Here is a 22218-nt window from a genome sequence, read left to right as displayed (position 1 = left end):
CCTTCATGGTTGACCCCGCCCGTCTGCGACGCAAGCACCTCACCAGGCCGAACACCACGGCCAAATTTTCATCCTCCACCACCGGGCGCAGCCCCCCAGACAGCTGCTCGCCGGATCAGGTCGGTCGTGCCCGTCACCGATCAGCAGATCCTCGGAAGCTGTTCGCCCAGCTCACGTTCGATCACCCGGGTGGTGCCGAACGCGGTGCGACCGACAACCATGCCCGGGTGCTCCGCGACCGCGCGGCCGATGACGATCGCCCCGGCTCCTTCGGGTCGGGAGCGCATCGCGGCCAGCACCGCCTCGCTGTGGGCGGGGTCGACGAATGCCACCAGCTTGCCCTCGTTGGCCACCTGCAGCGGATCGAGACCGAGGAAGCTGCACGCCGACGACACCGTCTCGGGCACCGGGATGAGGTGCTCGTCGAGTTCGACGCCGACCCCGGCCGTCCGGGCGATCTCTACGGTCGACGCGACCAGCCCGCCGCGGGTCGGGTCACGCAGCACGTGGACGACGTTCGGATCGGGCACGGCGGCCAGCATCGCGGCCACCAGTTGATGCAGCGGCGCGCTGTCGGTGGTCACCGTCGTCCCGAAATCGATTCCTTCGCGCACGCTCATGATCGCCACACCGTGCTCCCCGATGTTGCCCGAGACGATGACGTGGTCACCGGGTCGGGCCTGTTCGGGGCCGATCCGCACCCCGTCGGGCACCACCCCGACACCGGCGGTGTTGACGAAAAGACCGTCCGCACCCCCTCTTCCGACGACCTTGGTGTCGCCGGTCACGATGCCGACGCCGGCTTCGGCGGCGGCCTTGCCCATCGTCTGGGCAATCGCCCCGAGCACCTCGAGCTCGAGGCCCTCCTCGATGATGAAACCCGCTGTCAGGCCTAGCGGTTGCGCACCGCTGCACGCGAGGTCGTTGATGGTGCCGTTGACGGCGAGATCACCGATGTTGCCGCCGGGGAAGAACAACGGGTTGACCACATAGGAATCGGTGGTCAGCGCGATGCGTCCGCCGCCGACGGTCAGCACCGCTGAATCACGCGCCGGGCCGCCGGCCGACCCGAACGCCGGCAGAAAGAGGTTTTCGATCAACTCCTCGGACAGGATGCCGCCACCGCCGTGCCCGAGCACGATCCGCTTGGTCTCCCGCAGCGGCAGCGGACACACCCAATCCGACGGGTCGATGCCCACCGGAACCAATCCCCGGGTCGCTACGCTCCTGCCCTCCGAATCAGACATGGGCGGCCGTGGTCTCGAGCCGCCGGAACTGGTAGTAGGCCGCGCAGGCACCCTCGCTGGACACCATGGTGGCGCCCAGCGGGGTGCGGGGCGTGCAGGTTGTGCCGAACGCCGGGCATTGGTTGGGCTTGAGCAGACCCTGTAGCACCTCGCCGCTGTGACACTCGGTCGACTCCTGCACCTGCAGGTGCCCCACACCGAACCTGAGCTCGGCGTCGAACTCGGCGTAGCGCGGCGACAGCGCCCATCCCGATTCGGGAATCATGCCGATCCCCCGCCACTGCCGGTCGACCACCGAGAACACGTCGGCCAGCGCCTGCTGCGCCACCGTGTTGCCGGCGTCGCTGACGGCACGCGGATAGGCGTTGCGCAACTCGACCTTGCCCGATTCGAGCAGGTCGACCACCTGACGGACACCTTCGAGCAGGTCCAGCGGCTCGAATCCGGTCACCACGATCGGCACGTTGAACTTTTCGACGAGCGGGCCGTACTCCGCGGTGCCCATCACGGTGCACACGTGACCGGCGGCCAGAAAGCCCTGCACCCGGTTGGTCGGTGAGCTCAGGATGGCCGTCATCGCCGGGGGGACCAGCACATGGGAGATGAGCACCGAGAAATTGGTCAGGCCCAGCCGTTGGGCGTGCAGCACCGACATCGCGTTGGCCGGTGCGGTGGTCTCGAATCCGACGCCGAAGAACACCACCTGTTTGTCGGGGTTCTCGGCGGCGATCCGGGTGGCGTCCAACGGCGAGTAGACGATGCGCACGTCCCCGCCACGGGCGCGCACGCTGAACAGGTCGTGCCGGCTGCCGGGCACTCGCAGCATGTCGCCGAACGAGCAGAAGATGACATCGTCGCGGGCGGCGATCTCCAGTGCACGGTCGATCATCTCCAGCGGGGTGACGCACACCGGGCAACCCGGCCCGTGGATGAACTCGACGGCGCCGTCGAGCAGCTGGTCGATACCGTTGCGGATGATCGAATGTGTCTGCCCACCACAGACTTCCATGATGGTCCAGGTTCGAGTGGCTCGCCGCTGGATCGCATCGACCAGGTTCTTGGCGGCCGCCGGGTCGCGGAATTCGTCGAGATACTTCATGCCGGTTCCCTCCTGCCCTGCACCTCGGTACCGCCCAGTTCTTCATCCAGGACGCCGAGTTCTTCGAACATCTTCAGTGTTTCGTTGGCCGAGGCCTCATCAAGCCGAGTGATCGCGAAACCCGCATGGACGATGGTGTATTCGCCGATCTCCATGTCCGGTAGATACGCCAGGCATACCGTCTTGGTGGTGCCGCCGAAGTCGACGGTCGACATCCGGGTTCCGGCTTCTTCCCAGATCTCGATCACCTTGCCGGGGATTCCGAGGCACATATGCCGTTCCTTTCCGATATGGCCGCCGGTTCCGCGTCGATCAACGTCGCGGCGGCGATGGCGGCCTGGCCGAGCGCCAGACCCCCGTCATTGCATGGCACAGTCCGATGACTGAGGACCTCGAAACCGCGCTCACCGAGCACCGCCCGAAGGCCCTGCAGCAAAAAACGATTGGCGAACACTCCACCGGTCAGCCCGATGGTCGTGATACCGGCGGCCAGCGCGCACTCGGTAGCCACCGCCGCGGTGGCGCGGATCACCGCGTGGTGGAAGCCGGCGGCCAGGTCGGCGACCGGCGTTCCGCGGCGCAAGCCCTCGACGATGCCGGCGATCAGCGGCGCGGGGTCCAGAACACCGCCGGCGACGCTGAAATCCAGGTCGCTCGGCCGTCCGCGCCGGGCCAGGTGCTCCAGTTCGACGGCGGCCTGCCCTTCGTAGGTGACCTCTTGGCAGACCCCGAGCAAGCTTGCGACCGCATCGAAGAGCCGGCCCATGCTGGTGGTGGGGACGCAGCCCAATCCGCGTGGGATCTGCTGGCGCAGGATGTGCAGCGCGGTCTCGTCGAGTGCGGCCACCGGCGGCAGGTCGGCGCCCCAGCCGACGCCGGCGCGATGCAGTAGGTCCAGCGCGATACGGGCGGGCTGGCGGACGGCGCCGTCTCCTCCGGGCAGGGCGAACGCCCTCAGGTGGCCGACCCGGGTGAAGCGGGCGGTGTCGGTGACCGCCAAAAGCTCCCCACCCCAGATCGTGCCGTCGGTGCCGTAGCCGGTGCCGTCGTAGGTGACAGCGATGACGGGCGTGCCCAGCCTGTGGTGCTCGGCGAGCAGCGAGACGGCGTGGGCGTGGTGGTGCTGGACCGCGACGACCGGGCGGCCCAGGGCGTATCGGCCCGCCCACGCGGTGGTGGCGTAGCCGGGGTGCATGTCGCGAGCGATCACGTCGGGCGTGCGGTCGGTCATGAAGGCCAGGTGCTCCAGGGCCGCTTCGAAGCAGCTCTGGGTACGTGGGTCGGCCATGTCGCCCAGATGGGCGGACATGTGGGCATGGCCGTCCGCACCCATCAGGCAGAAGGTGGTTTTCAGGTCTCCGCCGGTGGCGAGGATGACGCGCTCGGTCGGCCGGCCCGGCACCGACACCGACACCGGTAGCGGGGCGTATCCCCGCGAGCGGCGCAGCGGCAACTGGGCACCACTGTCGTCGATCGTCACCACCGAGTCCTCGCACGGCACGTGGATCGGCCGGTCGTGGGTGAGCACCGCGTCGGCCAGGCCCTCGATCCAGGGCAGATCCTCATCGCGGAACACGATGGGTGATCCGCCCTGGTTCGCCGAGGTCATCACCAAGGTCATCGAGCCGAGCCGATCGAACAGCTGATGGTGCACCGGGGAGTAGGCGAGCATGACGCCCAGGTCGGCCAGCCCCGGCGCCACCTCGTCGGCGACCGCATCGCCGCGCCGGGCCGCCAGCACGATCGGCGCCGACGGCGAGGTCAAGGCGGCAGCGGCGTCGTCGACCACCGCGATGGCGCGGGCAGCGGCGAGGTCGGCGACCATGACCGCGAACGGCTTGGCCGGCCGGCTCTTGCGGCGGCGCAGCTCAGCGACGACCGACGCGTCGTCGGCGCGGCAAGCCAGATGGAAGCCGCCGATCCCCTTGACCGCGACGATGCGCCCGGCCCGCAGGGCGGCCGCCGCCGCGCCGATCGGGTCCTCGGTTTCCGGTTCCCCGCCCCAGCGCTGCCAGCGCAGCCGCGGCCCGCAGTCCGGGCATGCGATGGTCTGGGCGTGGTAGCGGCGATCAGCGGGGTCGTGATATTCGGCGGTGCACGCCGGGCACATCGGGAACCGGGCCATCGTGGTCGTCGGCCGGTCATAGGGCAGATCGGTGATCACCGTGTAGCGCGGCCCGCAGTTGGTACAGGTGATGAACGCGTGGCCGTAGCGGCGGTCTGTGGGGTCGCGCATTTCGCGCAGGCAGTCCGCGCAGATCGCGATATCAGGCGGCACCAACGTTCGCGAGTCATCGCCGGTACGACTGCCGATTATTTCAAACCCGTTGGCGCCGTTGGGCTCCAGTCGGTGACTGCGGAAGGTATCGATACGCGCCATCGGCGGCGGGCGGAGCCGGATCGCCGCGATCGCCGATTCCACGTCGACAATGGGGCCTTCCAACTCGCAGTGAACCGACCCGGCGTCGTTGTACACCAATCCACCGAGTGAGTATTCGGCAGCGATCCGCGCGACCGCCGGGCGAAACCCGACGCCCTGCACCACACCGGTGATGTCGAGACGCACGCGCACCGTCATCGGGTCGCCTTCGCCTCAGCCCGCCGGACGCAGGGGTAGAAATGTGCTCATGAACCTCCTGAGCAGAAAACGGCCACCCGCGTCGGTGGGCTGTCCGCGCAGGTCGGTGTCGTCAACGCTAGTCCCGCCGTGCCACCTCCACAATCGCAATTTCGCAACGAAAGTCTGCGTTTTTCCGTCCAGAATGCTCTCGGCTGCACCAGCGCAGCGCTGTAAGGTGCAGGACTGCCCGACTCGGAGAGAATGACAACAGTGCACGAACTGTCGCTGTGCCACGCGATCGCCGGAGTGGTGAAGCCCTACGCCGCCGGCCGCCGCGTCGATGTTGTCCGGGTCCAGATCGGGGCGCTGCGACAGGTGGTGCCCGAATCGCTGTCGTTCTGCTGGACTCTGGTCCGCGACCACGAGAGCATGCCCGAGGCCGAGTTGGAGCTCGAGTTCGTCGCCGCCGAGGTGGACTGCCGCAGCTGCGGTCAGCATTCCGAGATCACCTCCCGGTGGACGGTGTGCTGCCCGAAGTGTGAGAGCACCGACGTCGAGGTGGTTCGCGGCAACGAGTTCCTGGTCACCTCGCTCGACGTGACCTGACCGGGATGTGAAAGGTATTCAGCATGGGTAGGTTTCATCGCCACGACGACGGCACGGTGCACGACCACGACCACGACCACGACCACGACCATGGCGACCATTCCGGTTACGGCACCGGCCCCGAGCGCATCGAAGTGCTCGAGGCCATCTTCGCCGAGAACGACACCCGGGCCGATATCAATCGGGCCGCCTTCGAGAGCAATGGGATCCGGGCGTTGAACCTGATGAGCTCACCGGGCTCGGGCAAGACGACGGTGCTGGCCGCCACACTCGACGAGATCGCCGGCGACCTCGCCGTCGGCGTGATCGAAGGCGACATCGCCACCGATCTGGACGCTGCCAAGCTCGGCGGTCGCGGCGCCCAGATCTCGTTGCTGAACACCAACAATGGCTTCGGCGGTGAGTGTCACCTGGACGCTCCGATGGTCAACCGCGCGCTGCAGGGCCTGGACCTGCGCGCCCTGGATCTGGTGATCATCGAGAACGTCGGGAACCTGGTGTGCCCCGCCGAGTTCGACGTCGGCGAGCACGCCAAGGCGATGGTGTACTCGGTGACCGAGGGTGAGGACAAGCCGCTGAAATATCCGGTGATGTTCCGCTCGGTCGACGTCGTGTTGTTGAACAAGATCGACCTGGTGCCCCACCTCGACGTCGACGTCGAAACCTACGTGGCCAGGGTGCGGGACGTGAATCCCGCGGCCACGATCCTGCCGGTCAGTGCTCGCACCGGCGAGGGCATGGCCGATTGGTTCGATTGGCTTCGCAAATTCGCCAGCGGCGCAGCTGATTGAGCTCGAAAACTCTCAGCATTCATTGAGTTTATTCGCGCGCAAATCGGCAAGCGTTGACAACGCTCCGCGCCGGGGAGTAGACCGAGAAACAGCGCCGTGCAAGAGGGCCGACGGTCGACTCCGACGGCGTCAGGGACGGTTAGCTCCCGTCCCGGGAAGCTGCGAACATGCCGACGGAAGCAGCAGTCAAAGCAGAAGAAACCCTGATCCACGTTCTGTGGATCAATGCGGGCCTCAGTTGCGACGGTGATTCGGTGGCGTTGACTGCCGCCACCCAACCCAGTGTCGAGGAGATCGCCCTCGGCGCGCTACCGGGCCTCCCCCAAGTAGCGGTGCACTGGCCGCTGATCGACTTCGAATGCGGCCCCAGCGGGGGTGCCGACGATTTCCTCGAATGGTTCTTCCGCGCCGACCGCGGCGAGTTGGACCCGTTCGTGCTGGTCGTCGAAGGGTCGATCCCCAACGAACAGCTGCATGCCGAAGGGTACTGGTGCGGGTTCGGCAACGACCCGGCGACCGGTCAGCCGATGACCACCAGCGCGTGGCTGGACAGGCTGACGCCCAAGGCCACCGCGGTGGTAGCGGTGGGGACCTGCGCCGCCTATGGCGGCATCCACGCGATGGCGGGAAATCCGACCGGCGCAATGGGAGTTCCGGACTACCTGGGCTGGGACTGGAAGAGCAAGGCCGGAATCCCCATCGTCTGCGTGCCGGGCTGCCCGATTCATCCCGACAATCTCTCCGAGACACTGACCTACCTGCTCTACATGGCCACCGACCAGGCGCCGATGATCCCGCTCGACGACGCGCTGCGACCACAATGGCTGTTCGGCAAGACCGTTCACGAGGGGTGCGATCGGGCCGGCTACTACGAACAGGGCGATTTCGCCACCGAGTACGGATCGCCGAAGTGCATCGTCAAGCTTGGATGCTGGGGCCCGGTCGTGAAATGCAATGTACCCAAACGTGGCTGGATCAACGGGGTCGGTGGATGTCCGAATGTCGGCGGCATCTGCATCGGATGCACGATGCCGGGATTCCCGGACAAATTCATGCCGTTCATGGACGAGCCACCGGGCGGAAAGTTGTCCACCACCGCGTCCGGGCTCTACGGATCGGTGATTCGCAATCTGCGTGAGATCACCGGCCGCACCGTCGACAAGGAGCCGCGCTGGCGGCACAAAGGCAAAGACCTCACTACCGGTGCCCGGCGCACCTGGTAACCACCCCAATCGAAGGTAGTTGTTCGATGACAACGATCATTCCTGAGCCGTCGCAGATGAAGAACGAACCGGGCGCCCTCGTCGAAATGGCATGGGACCCCATCACCCGGATCGTCGGCAGCCTCGGCATCTACACCAAGATCGACTTCGAGAACCGCGAAGTCGTCGAGTGCCACAGCACGTCGTCGATCTTCCGCGGCTACTCGCTATTCATGAAGGGCAAGGACCCGCGGGACGCGCATTTCATCACCAGTCGGATCTGCGGCATCTGCGGCGACAATCACGCCACCTGCTCGTGCTACACGCAGAACATGGCCTACGGGGTCCAGCCGCCGCACCTCGGCGAATGGCTGATCAACCTCGGCGAGGCGGCGGAATACATGTTCGACCACAACATCTTTCAGGAGAACCTGGTCGGCGTCGACTACTGCGAGAAGATGGTCTCCGAGACCAATCCGAGCGTGCTGGCCAAGGCCGAGAATACCGCTGCCCCGCACGCAGACATGCACGGTCACCGCACCATCGCCGACATCATGCGAGCGCTGAACCCGTTCACCGGAGAGTTCTACCGGGAGGCCTTGCAGGTCAGCCGCTATACCCGGGAGATGTTCTGCCTGATGGAGGGCAGGCACGTGCACCCCTCGACGCTGTATCCGGGTGGGATCGGGACGACGGCCACCATCCAGTTGATGACCGACTACATGACCCGGCTGATGCGCTACGTCGAGTTCATGAAGAAGGTCGTGCCGATGCACGACGACCTGTTCGACTTCTTCTACGAAGCCCTGCCGGGCTACGAGAAGGTCGGCCTGCGCCGCACCCTGCTGGGCTGTTGGGGCTCGTTCCAGGATCCCGAGGTGTGCAACTTCTCCTACCGGGACATGGCGGACTGGGGCCGGGCGATGTTCGTCACCCCCGGCGTGGTGGTAGACGGCAAGCTGGTCACCACGTCGCTGGTGGATATCAACCTCGGCATCCGAATCCTGTTGGGGCACTCCTACTATGACGACTGGAACGACCAGGAGATGTTCGTCAAGACCGATCCGCTGGGCAACCCGGTGGATCGTCGTCACCCATGGAATCAGCACACCAACCCCCGCCCGCAGAAGCGCGACTTCGACGAGAACTACAGCTGGGTGATGTCACCGCGCTGGTTCGACGGCACGGACCATCTGGCCCTCGACACCGGCGGTGGGCCATTGGCCCGGCTGTGGTCGACGGCGCTGGCCGGGCTGGTCGACGTCGGCTATGTGAAGGCCACCGGAAACAGTGTGCAGATCAACTTCCCCAAGACCGCGCTCAAAGGGCCCGTCGAGTTCGAGTGGAAGATCCCGGTGCACGGCAGCAACACCATCGAACGCAACCGGGCCCGCACCTACTTCCAGGCCTACGCCGCGGCGTGCGCACTGCACTTCGCGGAGAAGGCCCTGGTCGAGATCCGGGCCGGGCGGACGAAGACCTGGGAGAAGTTCGACGTCCCCGACGAGGGCATCGGGTGCGGCTTCACCGAGGCGGTGCGCGGTGTGCTGAGCCACCACATGGTGATTCGGGACGGCAAGATCGCCAACTATCACCCTTATCCCCCAACACCCTGGAACGCCAACCCACGCGACAGCTACGGGACACCCGGTCCTTACGAAGACGCCGTACAGGGTCAGCCGATCTTCGAGGAGAACGACCGGGAGAATTTCAAGGGCATCGACATCATGCGCACCGTCCGCAGTTTCGACCCGTGCCTGCCGTGCGGGGTGCACATGTATCTCGGCGAGGGTAAGTCCCTGGACAAGCTGCATACCCCGACACAGTCGCTGACCGGGGAGTGACGGGTGGACGCAGACTCGCACTGGCGATCGGCAGGTGAGCGGATACAGAGCCTGCTCGACGCCAGCGCGGTCGGCGGGCCGGTCGCCGCGGCGCGCGCCGAGCAGCTGGTGCGCGAGGTGGTCGACCTGTACGGCGCGGCACTGACCCGCGCCGTGGATCTGCTCGACGACGCTGCGAGGAACAGGCTGGTGACCGACGACCTGGTCGCCAGCCTGCTTCTGGTGCACGGCCTGCACCCACACGACGTGACCCGGCGGGTGTCGCACGCTCTCGAGACGGTCCGACCCTACCTCGGGTCGCACGGCGGTGACGTGCGGCTGGTAGAGATCCGTAATAGAGTTGTGCGGCTTGCCTTTTCAGGCAGCTGCAAGAGTTGCCCGTCGTCGGCAGTGACCCTCGAACTGGCGGTGCAGGACGCCGTCCGAGCGGCCGCGCCGGAAATCACCGCCATCGAGATCGTGCCCGCCGACCAGCCCGCCGACGCCACGGTCATCCCGGCGGAATCGCTGATGTCCCGGGTGCAGGACGCCCCCCACCACCGACCCACCTGGCACCCGGTGCCCGAACTCGCCGAATTGGTGCCCGGCGAGGTGGCCGGTTTCACGATCGACGGCACCACCATTCTGGCCTGCCGGTCCGGCGAGGAGATATTCGCCTACCGCGACCATTGTCCCAGCTGCGCGGAATCACTGTCCGGGGCAACACTGTCCGGGTCCACCCTGCGCTGTCAGCGATGCCATGCCCGCTACGACGTCGTCCACGCCGGCACCGGAATCGCGGGAACCGGAGAACATCTCGAACCCGTACCGGTGCTGACGCGCGATGGAGTGCTGTCGCTGGCGCTCGCCGATGAAACGATCGGAGCCCCGGCATGACCACATCGCCGCTGGACGTTCTGGCCAAGATCCGCACCGCGCGCCCGCCGTCGGATTCGGCGACCGAACGGTGCGAGATGTGTGCCGACCCCATCGCCGACGAGCATCAACACGTCGTGAACGTCGGCGCGCGCCAGCTGATGTGCGTCTGCCGGGGCTGCTATCTGCTGTTCACCGACTCCGACGCGGTGCTGCGCTACCGCGCGGTGCCCGACCGTTACCTGTCTTTTCCCGATTTCGCACTCGGCCGCAGGGAGTGGGAGGCACTCCAGATCCCGGTGGGTTTCGCGTTCTTCTTCCACAACTCCGGGCTGGACCGCACCGTGGCGTTCTACCCAGGGCCTGCCGGGGCGACCGAATCCGAGTTGGACATGGCCGCCTGGGCGGCGGTCAGCTGCGATCCGCGGGTGGGCCTGCTCGCCGACGACGTCGAAGCGTTGTTGGTCCGGGTCCCCGACGACGCGGCTCCGGTGTCTGATGTCGCCGGCCTTCCGGCTCCGGAATGCTTCCTCGTCCCCATCGACGCCTGCTACGAATTCGTCGGCGGACTTCGTCTGCTGTGGCGGGGGTTCGACGGCGGGACCCAGGCGCGACAGTTCATCGAGGGCTTCTTCGCACGGGTCGCCGAGCGCAGCGTGGTGCAACTGCCATGACCGCCGACGTGACGTTTCACGTACTTGACGTGACGCCGGAACCTTATGCGGCGACTCCGGTCCTGGCTGCCGAGATCGGCATCGAGGCTTCCGGCAATGCACAGATCCGGGCCATCGCCCTGCGCTGCCAGGTCCGCATCGAGCCGCAGCGCCGCTCCTACACCGACGAGGAAGCGGCCGGGCTGCTCGACCTGTTCGGTCCCCGTGACCGCTGGGCGGCCACCCAGCGCAGCTTTCTGTGGCTGCACTCGGCTGCCATGGTGCCGGGTTTTGAGGGCACCACCCGGGTGACGTTGCCCCTGCCCTGCACCTATGACATCGAGGTCGCCGGTACCAAGTATTTCCACGCCCTGCGCGACGGCGCGATCCCACTGCAATTCCTGTTCAGCGGGACGATTTTCGATGCCGGCCGGCAGACCCTCGCGGTGCGTCAGGTCTCCTGGGAGTGTGAAGACTCCTTCGACATGCCAGTCGCCGTGTGGCGCACCCTCATGCAGCAGCACTACCCCGAATCGGGATGGGTGCGGCTATCCCACGACACCATCGCCGAGCTGTGCTCCTTCAAATCGCGGTACGGCCTGCTCACGGTGGACGAGGCAGTCGGCGCGCTACTGGAGACCGCCAATCAGACCACGCTGTGCACCAACGGATCCGGCCGGGACAAGCCATGACCGCGGGCTGGGACCGCGCCCGCACCATCGCCGACGCGGTGCTCTACGAGGGGTATCTGCTCTACCCCTACCGGGCGTCGTCTCGAAAGAATCAGTGCCGCTGGCAGTTCGGTGTTCTCGGTCCTGCCGGCGCCGCCGCCGCCGGAATCGGCGAGGAAACATCGCTGGATACCCAGTTCCTCGTCGCGGACGGCGGCTCGCTCACGCTCGTCGTGCGGTTCCTGCAATTGCAACACCGTCAGGCCGAACGTCGCGACGAGCGGGACTGGGTTCCCGTTGACGAACTCGTGACACCCGGCGCCCGGTGGTTGAGCTGGGACGAGGCGGTCGAGTGCGAGATCACCTTCGGACCAGTCGATCTCGACAGTGCCCGTCGGTCGTGGTCATGGCCGTTGACGGTGCCTGGCGGCACCTCGGTCGAGGATGTCGACGGCGGCCGCCTGGTACGCACCCGGCGCGAATTGCACGGCGCGGTGACCGTCGACGTGGACGGTGTCGACGGCCTGGACCGGGTGAGCCTCACGATCGTCAACACCGGTCCGGCTTCGACCCGGCCGGCAGAGGCCATCGCCGGTTCGCTGATCGGCACACATGTCATCGCCGAGATCTCCGGCGGCCGGTTCGTCTCACTGCTCGAACCCCCACCGGCCGCGGCAGCCGCAGCCGCGGCCTGCCGGCACAACCGTTGCTTCCCGGTCCTGGCCGGCGCCCCGGGCGAGGATCACCTTCTGCTGGTCTCCCCGATCATCCTCTACGACCATCCGGAGGTCGCCGAACAGAGCGAGGGCGACCTCTTCGACTCGACAGAGATCGACGAGATCCTCACCCTGCGGGTGATGACGATGACCGACGAGGAGAAGGCGCAGGCGCGGGCGACCGATCCGCGGGCCGCGGCGATCATTGCGCGCTGCGACGCGATGTCACCGGACGCGATGCAGCGGCTGCACGGCGTGCTCCGCGACCCGCGGGCCGAGACCACCACACCCGCGGGGCTGATCCCCGACATACCCGATGGTGTCGACTGGTGGGATCCGTCGGCGGACACCGAAGTCCGTCCCGAGGTCGACGCGGTGCTCATCGACGGGGTTCGGGTGGCGCGCGGGAGCCGAGTCCGGCTGCAACCCAATCGCCGCGCCGATGCACAGGACATCTTCGTGGCGGGCAGGACCGCGCGGGTGACCTCCGTTCACGCGGACGTCGACGGAAACACCCATGTCGCTGTTGTCGTCGAGGATGACCCGGCCGCCGATCTTCACGATTGGTACGGCCGCTATCTGTACTTCGCGCCCGACGAGGTCGAGCCGCTCGACCCGGAATCGTCAAGCCCAGAAAGGAGTTCAACATGGCAGTCGTAGGCTGGATCGCCACGAGTATCGTGGCGGTCGTCGTGGTGGCCGGCGTGGTGGTCGGAGTCCGGTCCATCCCGGACGTCCAGCGCTACCTGCGGATCCGGCATATGTAGCGATCCGATGCAGACAAGCATTCTGGTCGCCGGGATCGGGAACATCTTTCTCGGCGACGACGGCTTCGGGTCCGATGTGATCCGCGCGCTGGGCGAGACCTTCGGCCCATCCCCGGATGTGCGGGTCATCGACTATGGCATCGGCGGCATGCACCTGGCCTATGACCTGCTCGACCCATGGGGGGCGCTGGTGCTCGTCGATGCCCTACCCGACCGTGGGTCGCCGGGAACCCTGCACGTATTCGTCGCCGATCTGGAGTCACTCAGCGCCACCGCCGCATTGGATGCCCACGGCATGGATCCCGGGACCGTTTTCGCCAGCCTGAGGGCACTGGGCGGGACCGCACCGCCCACCGTGGTCGTCGGGTGTGAGGTCGCCGAAACCGAAGACGGTATCGGTCTGAGCGAGCCGGTGCGCGCGGCCGTGCCCGAGGCGGTCCGGGCGGTTCGGACGGCGGTGGCCGCGGTGCGCGAAACACTCACGGCGCAAGGAGGTATGAAGCAATGTGCCTGGGCATACCCGGCCGGGTGGTGAGCTCGGTCGAAGGCTACGGAGGGCAGCTGGCCCTGGTCGACGTCGCCGGAGAACACCGCCGGGTCAACGTGGGCATGCTGCCCGAGGAGACTTTCGCCCCGGGCGATTGGGTGATCATTCACATGGGTTTCGTGGTCGAGAAGACCGACGCCCAGGGCGCGGAAGCGGCGCTGGCCGGCCTTCGACTGATGGGCAGCGGACTCGACGAGGCCCCATGACGAGCCAGGTCCGCTCGAAGGAGACCGGATGGGAGTTGTTCGCCCGCTTCGCCTTTCCGTCCAACGAGTTGGGCTACTGTGGCCCACCCGACGCCTCCGTGCTGCTGTCCGGCCACGGGCGAAATGAGGTCGCCGGACATGCGCGGGGTTTCGACGGAGCCTGGCCCTACCTGGAGGAGATCGCCGCCGCGGCCGGTACTGACGATCCGCTGGACGCGGAGGTGGTGCGGACCTACTGGGTGGGCGGCCCACTGCTGAGCGACGTCGATGCGGGCACGCTCAGGACGAGGCTGCGGCAAGCCTTCGCCCGGCAGCCCACCGGCCTACTCGATGAACTCGACGGACATGGCCTGGCGCACCACAGCTTTCACGTATTCGTCGTATACCCGTGGGTGCGGTTCCTCGACGCCGACCCGACCACACCACTGCGCATTCTGCAGGACTGCCGGATCCGTTGGGGCGTCGTCGATTCGGTCGGCGACGAACAGATCGTGATGGTGTCCCGAGCCCTGACGTTCGACGGCGGCATGCTACGCCTCGGCGAACAGGCGCCGGAGACGGTGCGTTGGCGCCGGGACGGAGTCACGCTGGCTCCACCGCCGGCCCCGGGTGATACCGTTGCCGCCCACTGGGATTGGGTGTGCGGACGACTCGATGCCGACGAGACCGCCGCGCTGGCGGCGGCTACCTCCTCGACGCTGGATCTGGTGAACGCGGCCCGCCGATAGCGCCGAAACGCACCGCGACCACGCAGACATCGTCATCGCGGGGCGGCGGCGCCAGGATCTGGGTGAGCTCCCGACAGGCCGGAAGGAGTGCCTCGTCGCCGCTCCACTTGGCAACCAGGCGCTGCACGCGCGTGATTCCGGATTCGATATCCTGGCCGCGCCGCTCGATGAGACCGTCGGTGTACATGACGAGGATGTCGCCCTCACTGACCTGAACGTCGCCTTCACCATAGGACGCGCGGTCGACCGGACCCAGGACTGGGCCGTGCGCACCACCGAGACGGATCACCTCCCCGGTTGCCGACCGCCGCAGCAATGGCGGCGGGTGCCCGGCCGATGCGTAGGCCAGCACAGCCGAGACCGGATCCAGCACGGCCACACCCATCGTGGCGAACTTGCCGTTGCTCGCGTGGCGGGTGAAGGTGTTGAGCTCGGCGAGCAGCCGCGCGGGTGGCAGGCCCTGCAGGGCCACGGCGCGCCCGGCGCTGCGCAGCTGCGCCATGTCCTCGACGGCGGGAAGTCCGTGTCCCACGACGTCGCCGACGGCCAAGTACATCCGCCCGTGCGGCAATTCGAGGGCGTCGTACCAGTCACCGCCGAGTCCTTGCACCACATCGGCGGGTTCGTAACTCACCCCGACGTCCACCCTGTCGATCGGCGCCGGGCTGGTCGGCAACACCGCCGCCTGCAACACCGCCGCGCGGGCGTGTTCGTCGGCGTACACCCGCGCACGCACCAACGCCTGACCGATCATCGTGGCCACCGCCGAGGTGTACGCGAGCTGAGCGGTGTCCAAGGGCTGCGGGTCCGACCACGCCAGCACCAGCACCCCGATCGCTTTGCCACCCACTGTCAGCGGCCAGCTCACCACCGCCGCGCCTCCGCTGGCCATCATCCACCTGGCATTGTCGGGGTATCGCCGGCGATACTCGGCGATCGTCCGGATCACCACCGGCTGGCCGGTGCGGACCGCATCGGTAGCCGCCGCGCACTCATCCAACGCCAGACCACCGGCGAACTGCTCGACCACGGACTCCGGGTACCCACCCATCGCCACCCACTCCAGCGCGGTGCCCTCGTCGTTGACCAATCCCACGGTGAGCGCTTGCGCGCCCGCGTCGTTGATCACCTGTCCGACCACCGCATCGCCGATCTGATTCTGGGTGAACGCACCAGAGAGCAGCCGGCCGAGGTTGGCGAGAGTCTCCAGCCGGGCCCGCTCGCGCCGTTCGGCCTGGCGCTGCCTGACCGCGGTGACCCGGCCGGCGGCCTCCTGTGCGGTCAACATGGCGACCAGCACCACGACGGCTATGAATGCCTGCGCGATCGCCAGCTGGCCCGGCGCGTGCAGGTCCAGACTCTCGAAAGTCGCGTATCCGGCGTTGGCCATGATGTTGGCGGTGAACGCCAGTACCGCGCCACAAAGCGCGGCTCCGATCATCTCGAGTCGCAAAGCCGCCCACGCCATCACCGGCAGCAGGAACAGAGCGGGCGGCAGTTCGAGCCGGAACGACACCACGGTCAGCCCCGCCATCGCCCCCAAGACCACCACCGTCTCCAGCCTGCGGGCACGCAACAGCTGGGACTGCAAGGGCCACAGCAGAATCGGCGCACCGATCATCAGGACGCCGACACCGTCGCCGGCCCACCAGAGCAATGTCGCGATCGGCCACGAGGCGTGGCTGTCGACCGCGGTGACCGCCCCGCCGATCACACCCCCGGCCAAGGGGCCCACGACCATCGCCCCGGCCACGAACCGGGCCAGGTCGGCGCGTTCACGCAGGTCCGGCGGCCCCTTGCACCAGAACCGGACCAACGACGCCCCCACCAGCGGCTCCACCGAGTTGGCCAGCGCGAAGCCGGCGGCAGTCGTCAGGGCCGTCCCGTACCGGAGATCGACGGCGAGCTCGCCCACCACCACCGCGGCGACGATCACCGGCCACAGCGCCCGCCGGGTCAGCAGCATGGCCGCCACCGTCACCCCGGCCGGCGGGAAGAACGCCGGTCCGATGCCGGCGCCGGACGTCTGCCAGGCCAACACCGAGCCGGCCAGATACGGCAATGCCACCCAGCCGAACAATCCCGTGGCGTACCCGATTCGGTCCCGCCGGCGCGGTGCGGTCATGCGCGCCTTCCGCATGATCGGTGAGTCGACCGGCCCGCGCGCACGTGACGAGCGTAGCGATCCGTCGGCAAAAATCTCAGCAGATCCGGCCAATCGGTCGGCGTCGGAGTGTCGCGCCTCGCTGTTGCCAGCCAATTGACAAGCAGCGCTTGGCTATTCACTTTCCGTGAACGACGAACGTGGCCTCCACCTCGGCGTTGATCGCCACGTCCTCGGGTCGCAGAGCGAACTCCGCAGCCTCGCCACCCGCGGCGCTACTCTGTTTCGCCAGCACGGCGCGAGGGGCCGATCGTGGCATGCCCACGCCGGGATCGCTCACAGCACGGACCGCGACCTTGCCGAGGTCGAGCGCGTCGGCGTAGTCCTGGGCGCGGCGCTGGGCGTCGCGCACCGCCTTCTGCCGGGTCGAACGTTCGACCTTGTTGCGGTTGGCCTCGGTGAGATCCCAGTCGACGTAGCCGATGCTGAGTCCGTCGACCCCCGCGCTCCACGACACCCACCTGGCCAGTTCGGCGAAATCACGGAATGTCGCCGCGACCGACACCGTGGCCGAATACACCGGCGGCAATGGCTTGCCGTCCTTGTGCCAGGGGCGCCGCGAACCCATCCGTATCTGGTCGACCGAGTACCACGTCACCGGACCCCGCTTGGGATGGTGCAGCTCTTCGATCGACGCCTGGACGGCAACCAGCGCGGCGGTCACAGCAGCGAACACCGGTTCGGGTTGTGGCCCTTCCGCGCTCAATGAGGCGTGGAGGGTCCCGCGCTCGGGGGCAAGCGTGGCGGTGTGCGCGCCGCGGACATGGATTTCGATCGCAGCCATGCCGCCCACAGTAGGCAACCCGTCAGCCGTGGCGCTCGTGTCTGGGCCGGGAAAAGAACTCCACTGCCTCGCGAATCGACTCGTGAACGTCTCGCGGTTGCCAGCCGAGTTCACGGACCGCTTTGCCGTGATCCATCGGCGCCATGATGTCCATCAGCCGCACGGTGGTCGGGTTCAGCGGCAGATCCCGACGGGTCACCGCGGCGGCGATACCGCCGAGGACCCCGATCGCCTTCATCATCGGCTTGGGGATGCCCCAGCGGGGTGCGGGCCGGTCGGCGGCGAGCGCCGCCGTCTCATAGAGCTCGCGATAGGGCAGGTAGCGCTCGGAGATGATGTAGCGTTCCCCGACCCGGCCGTGGTCGGCGGCCAAGACCAGTGCCCGCGCGGCATCGTCGATGCCGACGACCTCGGTGGCCATTCCCTTCATATAGAAGGGCAGCTTCCCCGCCGCCGCGGCCGCGACGAGCGAGCCGTGCGGGGTCGGCTGCCAATCGCCGGCCCCGTAGGTGTTCGACACGCACAGCGCCACGGCGGGTAGTCCCTTGTCGCGGCTGTAGTCCAGCACCAGCTTCTCGGCCGCGACCCGCGAGCCGATGTAGCCGCCGGCCTTGCTCCCCCAGTTGAACGGGGTGTCCTCGTCGACGAGTCCGCCGGTACCGAGCCCGATGGTTCCGATGGTGCTGGTGAACACGAACCGGCGCAGATCGGCATTCACCGCGACGTCGAGGACATGGCGCAGTCCCTCGACGTTGGTGCGGTAGAGCGGTGCTGGATCGCGCAGGTTGGCGCGGGTGTCGACGACGCAGTAGAAGACCACGTCGCAGCCGTCCATCGCCTCCTTCAGCGCCGCGTCGTCGAAGATGTCCCCATAGCAGCGCTGGACCGGTAGATCGTCGATCCCGCGGGTCGAGCTGGTGCGGCGGAGCATGACCCGCACCGTCTCGCCCCGCTCGACCAGCTGTCGCGTCACACGCGAGCCGAGGAATCCGCTCGCACCCAGAATCAGTTTGTCGGTGCCTGCCATGCCGCGCAGCATGCCCGATGACGACCCGAGAAGACAAGATCGGCGAAGTGTTCACAGCTGGTTCTCGGATTTGTTCACTAGGATCGGCCGCCGAGCCGGAAAATCTGGAGGTCAAGGGCGCTATCCATGGACACCATAACCGGGCCGGACCCCGTCGCCGACACTCCCACCACAAGGCCGCTGCACCTCGGTGCCGAACAGGGCGGCCGCCCCGACGGGGATAGGCGCTGGGTGTCGGCTTTCCTGGGCGCGCTCGGCATCGTCGTTCTCGGTGTTCTGGTCACCGCCGTCGTCACCGTGTCCCACGAGTCGTCGGACCCCGACCAACGGACTCGGCCGTCGGCACCCGTCGCGGGATCCACGGCGGCGGTCACCACCACTGCGGCCGCCCCGTCACCTGCCACCCAGTCGCCCACCCGGGCCCCGGCAAGCTGGAGCGCGACGGCCACCGCCGCCACCGAGGCGGCGCCTCCCCCCGTCTCACTGTCCGCACCGAAGTCCGAACCCAGTGTGCGGCAACGACTTCACGACATGTTCCCGCGGCTGTTCCCCGGGCACTGACCGGCGACCCCGAAATCGCCATCGCGATCGCGAATGAACGCTAATCACGGCCACGGTGCAGATTTCGGCGCACCGCCGGGTGAGTTACCTGATCAGCGGGTCGCGGGGCATGCCGAGGATCCGCTCGGCGATCTGGTTGCGGGTGATCTCCGAGGTGCCGCCGGCGATGGACAGCGCGCGGGATCCGAGCGCTGTGCGGCCCGCCATTTCACCCTCGCCGCCGTCAAGTGCTACGTCGGGCCCGACCAGGGCCGCGGCGATCGTTCCCTGCTCCTGAAACTGCTCGGCCAGGATGAGCTTGGTGATGTTGCCTTCCGGGCCGGGCCCGGCGCCCTCGAGGGCACGCACCACACGGCGCAGATTCAGCAGGCGCAGCGCCTGATCTCGGGCCAGGAACTTGCCGACCCACTGAACCGCACCGGCACGTCGCTGGCCGTACTTCTTGGCCAGCGATACCAGCCACGCCGAAGCCGGCGCGATGGTGCCGGCGCCGCCGCCGATGCTGACCCGTTCGTTGCCCAGCGTGGCCCGCGCGACGGTCCAGCCCGAGTTCGGCTCCCCCACGACGTCCTCATCGGGGACGAACACGTCGTTGAAGAACACCTCGTTGAAGTCGGCGCCGCCGGTGATCTGGCGCAGCGGCCGCACCTCGACGCCGGGGGCGTTCATGTCCAGGATCACCGTCGTGATGCCGGCGTGCTTGGGCACATCGAAGTCGGTGCGAACGGTGGCCAGGCCGCGCTTGCAGTAATGCGCCCCGCTGGTCCACACCTTCTGGCCGGTGATCTTCCATCCGCCATCCACCCGGGTCGCCCGGGTCTTGACCGCCGCGGCATCCGAACCCGCCGACGGCTCGGAGAACAACTGGCACCAGATCTCGTCCTTGCGCAGCGCCTTCTCGACGAATCGGTCGATCTGCGAAGGCGTTCCGTGCTGGATGAGGGTCAGGATCACCCAGCCGGTGATGCCGTAATCCGGCCGCTTGACACCGGCGGCGGCGAACTCCTCCTCGATCAGTAGCTGCTCGACGGCACCGGCGGCCCGGCCCCACGGTTTGGGCCAGTGCGGCATGACGTATCCGGTCGCGATGAGCTCGTCGAGTTGGGCTTTCTCGTCAAGCTTGGCGAGTTCGACAGCGTCGGCCCGGATCTGCGTGCGCAGCTCGTCGGCCTCGGCGGGCAGGTCCAGGCTGTTGGCCCGGCTGCACCCGGCATCGGTCAAGTCGAATACGTCGGTGACCGGTCCATCCCCGCCCAGCACCGCCTGCACCGTCAGCGCCCGCCGCAGATGCAGATGCGCGTCGTGCTCCCAGGTGAATCCGATGCCGCCGTGCACCTGAATGTTCAACTCCGCGTTGCCGACATAGGCCGGGAACGCCAAGGCCGCCGCGGCCGCCGCGACCAGTTCGAACTGCTTCTGGTCCTCGCCGAAAGCGCGGGCGGCGTCCCATACGACGGCCACGACCGACTCGGAGCCCACCACCATGTTGGCGCAGTGATGCTTGACCGCTTGGAAGGTGGCGATGGTGCGGCCGAATTGCTCACGCACCTTGGCGTATTCGACGGCGGTGTCCACACAGTCGGACGCCCCGCCGGCGGCCTCGGCGGCGAACAGCGTGCGGGCCAGAGCCACCGCCATGTCATGCGCGCCGGCCAGCACATTGCCGGCCACCGAGACATCGCGCAGCGACACCCGGCCGGAGCGTCGGGACCGGTCGAGGCTGCCCGGTACCTCGACCGACACCCCGTCGGCGCCGCGTTCCACCAGCAGCACATCCGCACCGGAGGTCACCACCAGCAGATCGGCCAGCCCGGCGCCGAGCACCACACCGGCGTCGCCACTGGCCGTCTCACCGGCAAGCGCCACGTCGCCGCCGAACCCGATTGCGGCGGTGCGTGATCCGTCAACCAGGCCGGGCAGTAGCCGGGCTTTCTGCTCATCGCTACCGGCGGCCGCCACCAGCGCGGAGGCGACGACGGTCGGCACGAACGGACCCGGCGCGATCGCACGACCGAGCTCGTCGATGACGACCACCAGCTCCGGCAGTCCGAAACCCGAACCGCCGTACTGCTCGTCGACGTGCAGCCCGAGCCAACCCAGCTCGGCCAACTCCGACCAGAACGGCGGGTGGGTTTCCTCGGCGTCGTCGGCGAGGAGATCCCGCGTCAGCGCCCTGGCCTTCGCCGAGGCGAGGAACGAGCGCGCCACCTCGCTGAGTTCACGGTGGTCGTCGGTCAATGCGATACCCATCGGGTCCTCCTCGAGGCGGCGGTGCCTGTTGCCCTACTGCCTTACCACAGCCGGATCACTTGGGGGCGAAGCGCTGTCCGGCGTCGAGCCGGATGCACTGGCCGTTGAGCATCGGGTTCTCGACGATCGCGGAGACCAGCATGGCGAATTCCTCGGGCCGGCCGAGCCGCTTCGGGAAGGCGGCGTCCTTGGTCAGCATCGTGGCGAACTCGTCGGGAATCCCCTTGGTCAGCCCGGTGGCGAACAAGCTGGGGGCGATGGCCAGGGCGCGGATGCCCACCGGGCCGAGGTCACGGGCCATCGTCAGGCACATGCCGGCGATACCCGCCTTGGCGGCGGTGTAGGCGACCTGGCCGATCTGGCCCTCGAACGCGGCGATCGAGGCGGTGTTGATGATCACGCCGCGCTCCTCGTCCTCGGGCTCGTTGTTGGCCATGTGCGCGGCCGCGAGCCGGCTGATGTTGAAGCTGGCGATCAGGTTCAGGTTGATCACGCCGATGAAGGTGTCCAGGCTGTGCGGGCCACTCTTTCCGTACGTCTTCTCCGCCACTCCGCCGCCGGCGGTGGTGAGCACCACGTGCAGCCCGCCGAGGGCGTCGACCGCCTGTTGCAGGGCCTTCTCAGTGCCCGCGAAGTCGGTGACGTCGACCGGGATGAAGGGTCCGCCGACAGCGGCCGCGACCTCGGGGCCGTCGGTGCCCTCGCGGTCCAGAATCGCCACCTTGGCCCCACGCGAGGCCAGCAATTCCGCACTTGCCCGCCCGAAGCCCGATGCGCCGCCCACGACGACCACCTTCTTGCCCGAGATCTCCATCCGATACTCCTGTCGGTTGACGCCGGCACGCTAACCGTGCGGCTTACAGTTCGCTATTCCATTCGCGGGACACCCCGGTGGCGTCCGAGCCGGTACGCACGTTACCGCTCGTCACGAATCGGTAAG

Annotated in this window: 22 protein-coding genes; 13 read left to right on the top strand and 9 right to left on the bottom strand. The window is 67.7% G+C overall.

Going from position 1 to position 22218, the window contains the following annotated elements:
- Positions 1–140: 140 nt before the first annotated feature.
- From hypE to hypF, 4 genes are read right to left on the bottom strand one after another with little or no spacing between them, the layout of a single operon-like run.
- Positions 141–1247 carry a hydrogenase expression/formation protein HypE gene (gene hypE, locus ORI27_RS07540; RefSeq protein ID WP_265995671.1) on the bottom strand — a complete coding sequence of 369 codons (1107 nt, stop codon included), beginning with the start codon at positions 1245–1247 and terminating at the stop codon, positions 141–143.
- Positions 1240–2346 (bottom strand): hydrogenase formation protein HypD, encoded by a 1107-nt coding sequence (gene hypD / locus ORI27_RS07535; RefSeq protein WP_265995672.1) that lies wholly within the window; start codon positions 2344–2346, stop codon positions 1240–1242. The genes hypE and hypD overlap by 8 nt, the downstream gene beginning before the upstream one ends.
- A complete protein-coding gene (locus ORI27_RS07530; protein WP_265995673.1) occupies positions 2343–2618 on the bottom strand; it encodes a HypC/HybG/HupF family hydrogenase formation chaperone in 276 nt (91 codons plus the stop codon). Before ORI27_RS07530 ends, hypD begins: the two co-directional genes overlap by 4 nt.
- Positions 2591–4924: a carbamoyltransferase HypF gene (gene hypF / locus ORI27_RS07525; protein WP_265995674.1), complete on the bottom strand. Its 2334-nt coding sequence runs from the start codon at positions 4922–4924 to the stop codon at positions 2591–2593. The genes ORI27_RS07530 and hypF overlap by 28 nt, the downstream gene beginning before the upstream one ends.
- Before the next feature lie 252 nt (positions 4925–5176).
- Here hypF and ORI27_RS07520 point away from each other — a divergent pair, with 252 nt between their 5' ends.
- From ORI27_RS07520 to ORI27_RS07470, 12 genes are all read left to right on the top strand, one after another.
- A complete protein-coding gene (locus ORI27_RS07520) occupies positions 5177–5512 on the top strand; it encodes a hydrogenase maturation nickel metallochaperone HypA (RefSeq protein ID WP_265996040.1) in 336 nt (111 codons plus the stop codon).
- Between the two features lie 23 nt (positions 5513–5535).
- Positions 5536–6303 (top strand): hydrogenase nickel incorporation protein HypB, encoded by a 768-nt coding sequence (hypB, locus tag ORI27_RS07515; RefSeq protein ID WP_265995675.1) that lies wholly within the window; start codon positions 5536–5538, stop codon positions 6301–6303.
- A gap of 167 nt (positions 6304–6470) precedes the next feature.
- Complete coding sequence (locus ORI27_RS07510) at positions 6471–7526, top strand: NADH-quinone oxidoreductase subunit B family protein (protein WP_265995676.1); 1056 nt, start codon at positions 6471–6473, stop codon at positions 7524–7526.
- 26 nt (positions 7527–7552) lie between these two features.
- The gene (locus tag ORI27_RS07505; RefSeq protein ID WP_265995677.1) at positions 7553–9349 is read left to right on the top strand and encodes a nickel-dependent hydrogenase large subunit; all 1797 of its coding nucleotides are present in this window, start codon (positions 7553–7555) and stop codon (positions 9347–9349) included.
- Between the two features lie 3 nt (positions 9350–9352).
- Positions 9353–10225 carry a NifU family protein gene (locus ORI27_RS07500; RefSeq protein ID WP_265995678.1) on the top strand — a complete coding sequence of 291 codons (873 nt, stop codon included), beginning with the start codon at positions 9353–9355 and terminating at the stop codon, positions 10223–10225.
- Entirely contained in the window at positions 10222–10878 is a 657-nt protein-coding gene (locus ORI27_RS07495; RefSeq protein WP_265995679.1) for a DUF5947 family protein, read from the top strand. Before ORI27_RS07500 ends, ORI27_RS07495 begins: the two co-directional genes overlap by 4 nt.
- The gene (locus ORI27_RS07490) at positions 10875–11549 is read left to right on the top strand and encodes a DUF6084 family protein (protein ID WP_265995681.1); all 675 of its coding nucleotides are present in this window, start codon (positions 10875–10877) and stop codon (positions 11547–11549) included. Before ORI27_RS07495 ends, ORI27_RS07490 begins: the two co-directional genes overlap by 4 nt.
- Positions 11546–12904, top strand: a complete 1359-nt coding sequence (locus ORI27_RS07485) for a hypothetical protein (RefSeq protein ID WP_265995683.1) — start codon at positions 11546–11548, stop codon at positions 12902–12904. Before ORI27_RS07490 ends, ORI27_RS07485 begins: the two co-directional genes overlap by 4 nt.
- Complete coding sequence (locus tag ORI27_RS33100) at positions 12892–13011, top strand: DUF6893 family small protein (protein ID WP_407666228.1); 120 nt, start codon at positions 12892–12894, stop codon at positions 13009–13011. The genes ORI27_RS07485 and ORI27_RS33100 overlap by 13 nt, the downstream gene beginning before the upstream one ends.
- A gap of 7 nt (positions 13012–13018) precedes the next feature.
- Positions 13019–13546 (top strand): hydrogenase maturation protease, encoded by a 528-nt coding sequence (locus tag ORI27_RS07480; protein ID WP_265995684.1) that lies wholly within the window; start codon positions 13019–13021, stop codon positions 13544–13546.
- Positions 13516–13764 carry a HypC/HybG/HupF family hydrogenase formation chaperone gene (locus tag ORI27_RS07475; protein ID WP_265995685.1) on the top strand — a complete coding sequence of 83 codons (249 nt, stop codon included), beginning with the start codon at positions 13516–13518 and terminating at the stop codon, positions 13762–13764. Before ORI27_RS07480 ends, ORI27_RS07475 begins: the two co-directional genes overlap by 31 nt.
- On the top strand, positions 13761–14492 hold the full coding sequence (locus tag ORI27_RS07470; RefSeq protein ID WP_265995686.1) for a DUF6390 family protein: 732 nt from the start codon (positions 13761–13763) through the stop codon (positions 14490–14492). Before ORI27_RS07475 ends, ORI27_RS07470 begins: the two co-directional genes overlap by 4 nt.
- Here ORI27_RS07470 and ORI27_RS07465 read toward each other — a convergent pair.
- The 3 genes from ORI27_RS07465 to ORI27_RS07455 all read right to left on the bottom strand — a co-directional run bounded on the left by ORI27_RS07465 (position 14449) and on the right by ORI27_RS07455 (position 18467).
- Positions 14449–16617 carry a SpoIIE family protein phosphatase gene (locus ORI27_RS07465; RefSeq protein ID WP_265995688.1) on the bottom strand — a complete coding sequence of 723 codons (2169 nt, stop codon included), beginning with the start codon at positions 16615–16617 and terminating at the stop codon, positions 14449–14451. The genes ORI27_RS07470 and ORI27_RS07465 overlap by 44 nt on opposite strands.
- Before the next feature lie 157 nt (positions 16618–16774).
- On the bottom strand, positions 16775–17440 hold the full coding sequence (locus ORI27_RS07460) for an SIMPL domain-containing protein (protein ID WP_265995690.1): 666 nt from the start codon (positions 17438–17440) through the stop codon (positions 16775–16777).
- A 22-nt stretch (positions 17441–17462) separates the two neighbouring features.
- On the bottom strand, positions 17463–18467 hold the full coding sequence (locus ORI27_RS07455) for an NAD-dependent epimerase/dehydratase family protein (RefSeq protein ID WP_265995691.1): 1005 nt from the start codon (positions 18465–18467) through the stop codon (positions 17463–17465).
- A 126-nt stretch (positions 18468–18593) separates the two neighbouring features.
- On the opposite strand from ORI27_RS07455, the gene ORI27_RS07450 reads away from it, so the two are divergent.
- Entirely contained in the window at positions 18594–19028 is a 435-nt protein-coding gene (locus ORI27_RS07450; protein WP_265995692.1) for a hypothetical protein, read from the top strand.
- A gap of 84 nt (positions 19029–19112) precedes the next feature.
- Here ORI27_RS07450 and ORI27_RS07445 read toward each other — a convergent pair whose 3' ends face one another.
- Both ORI27_RS07445 and ORI27_RS07440 read right to left on the bottom strand, forming a co-directional pair.
- Positions 19113–21278 (bottom strand): acyl-CoA dehydrogenase, encoded by a 2166-nt coding sequence (locus ORI27_RS07445; RefSeq protein ID WP_265995694.1) that lies wholly within the window; start codon positions 21276–21278, stop codon positions 19113–19115.
- A 55-nt stretch (positions 21279–21333) separates the two neighbouring features.
- Complete coding sequence (locus ORI27_RS07440; RefSeq protein ID WP_265995697.1) at positions 21334–22092, bottom strand: SDR family NAD(P)-dependent oxidoreductase; 759 nt, start codon at positions 22090–22092, stop codon at positions 21334–21336.
- Between the last annotated feature and the right edge of the window lie 126 nt (positions 22093–22218).

Source organism: Mycobacterium pinniadriaticum (assembly GCF_026242045.1).
GTDB lineage: Bacteria > Actinomycetota > Actinomycetes > Mycobacteriales > Mycobacteriaceae > Mycobacterium > Mycobacterium pinniadriaticum.
This window is presented reverse-complemented; position numbering and strand designations above follow the sequence as displayed.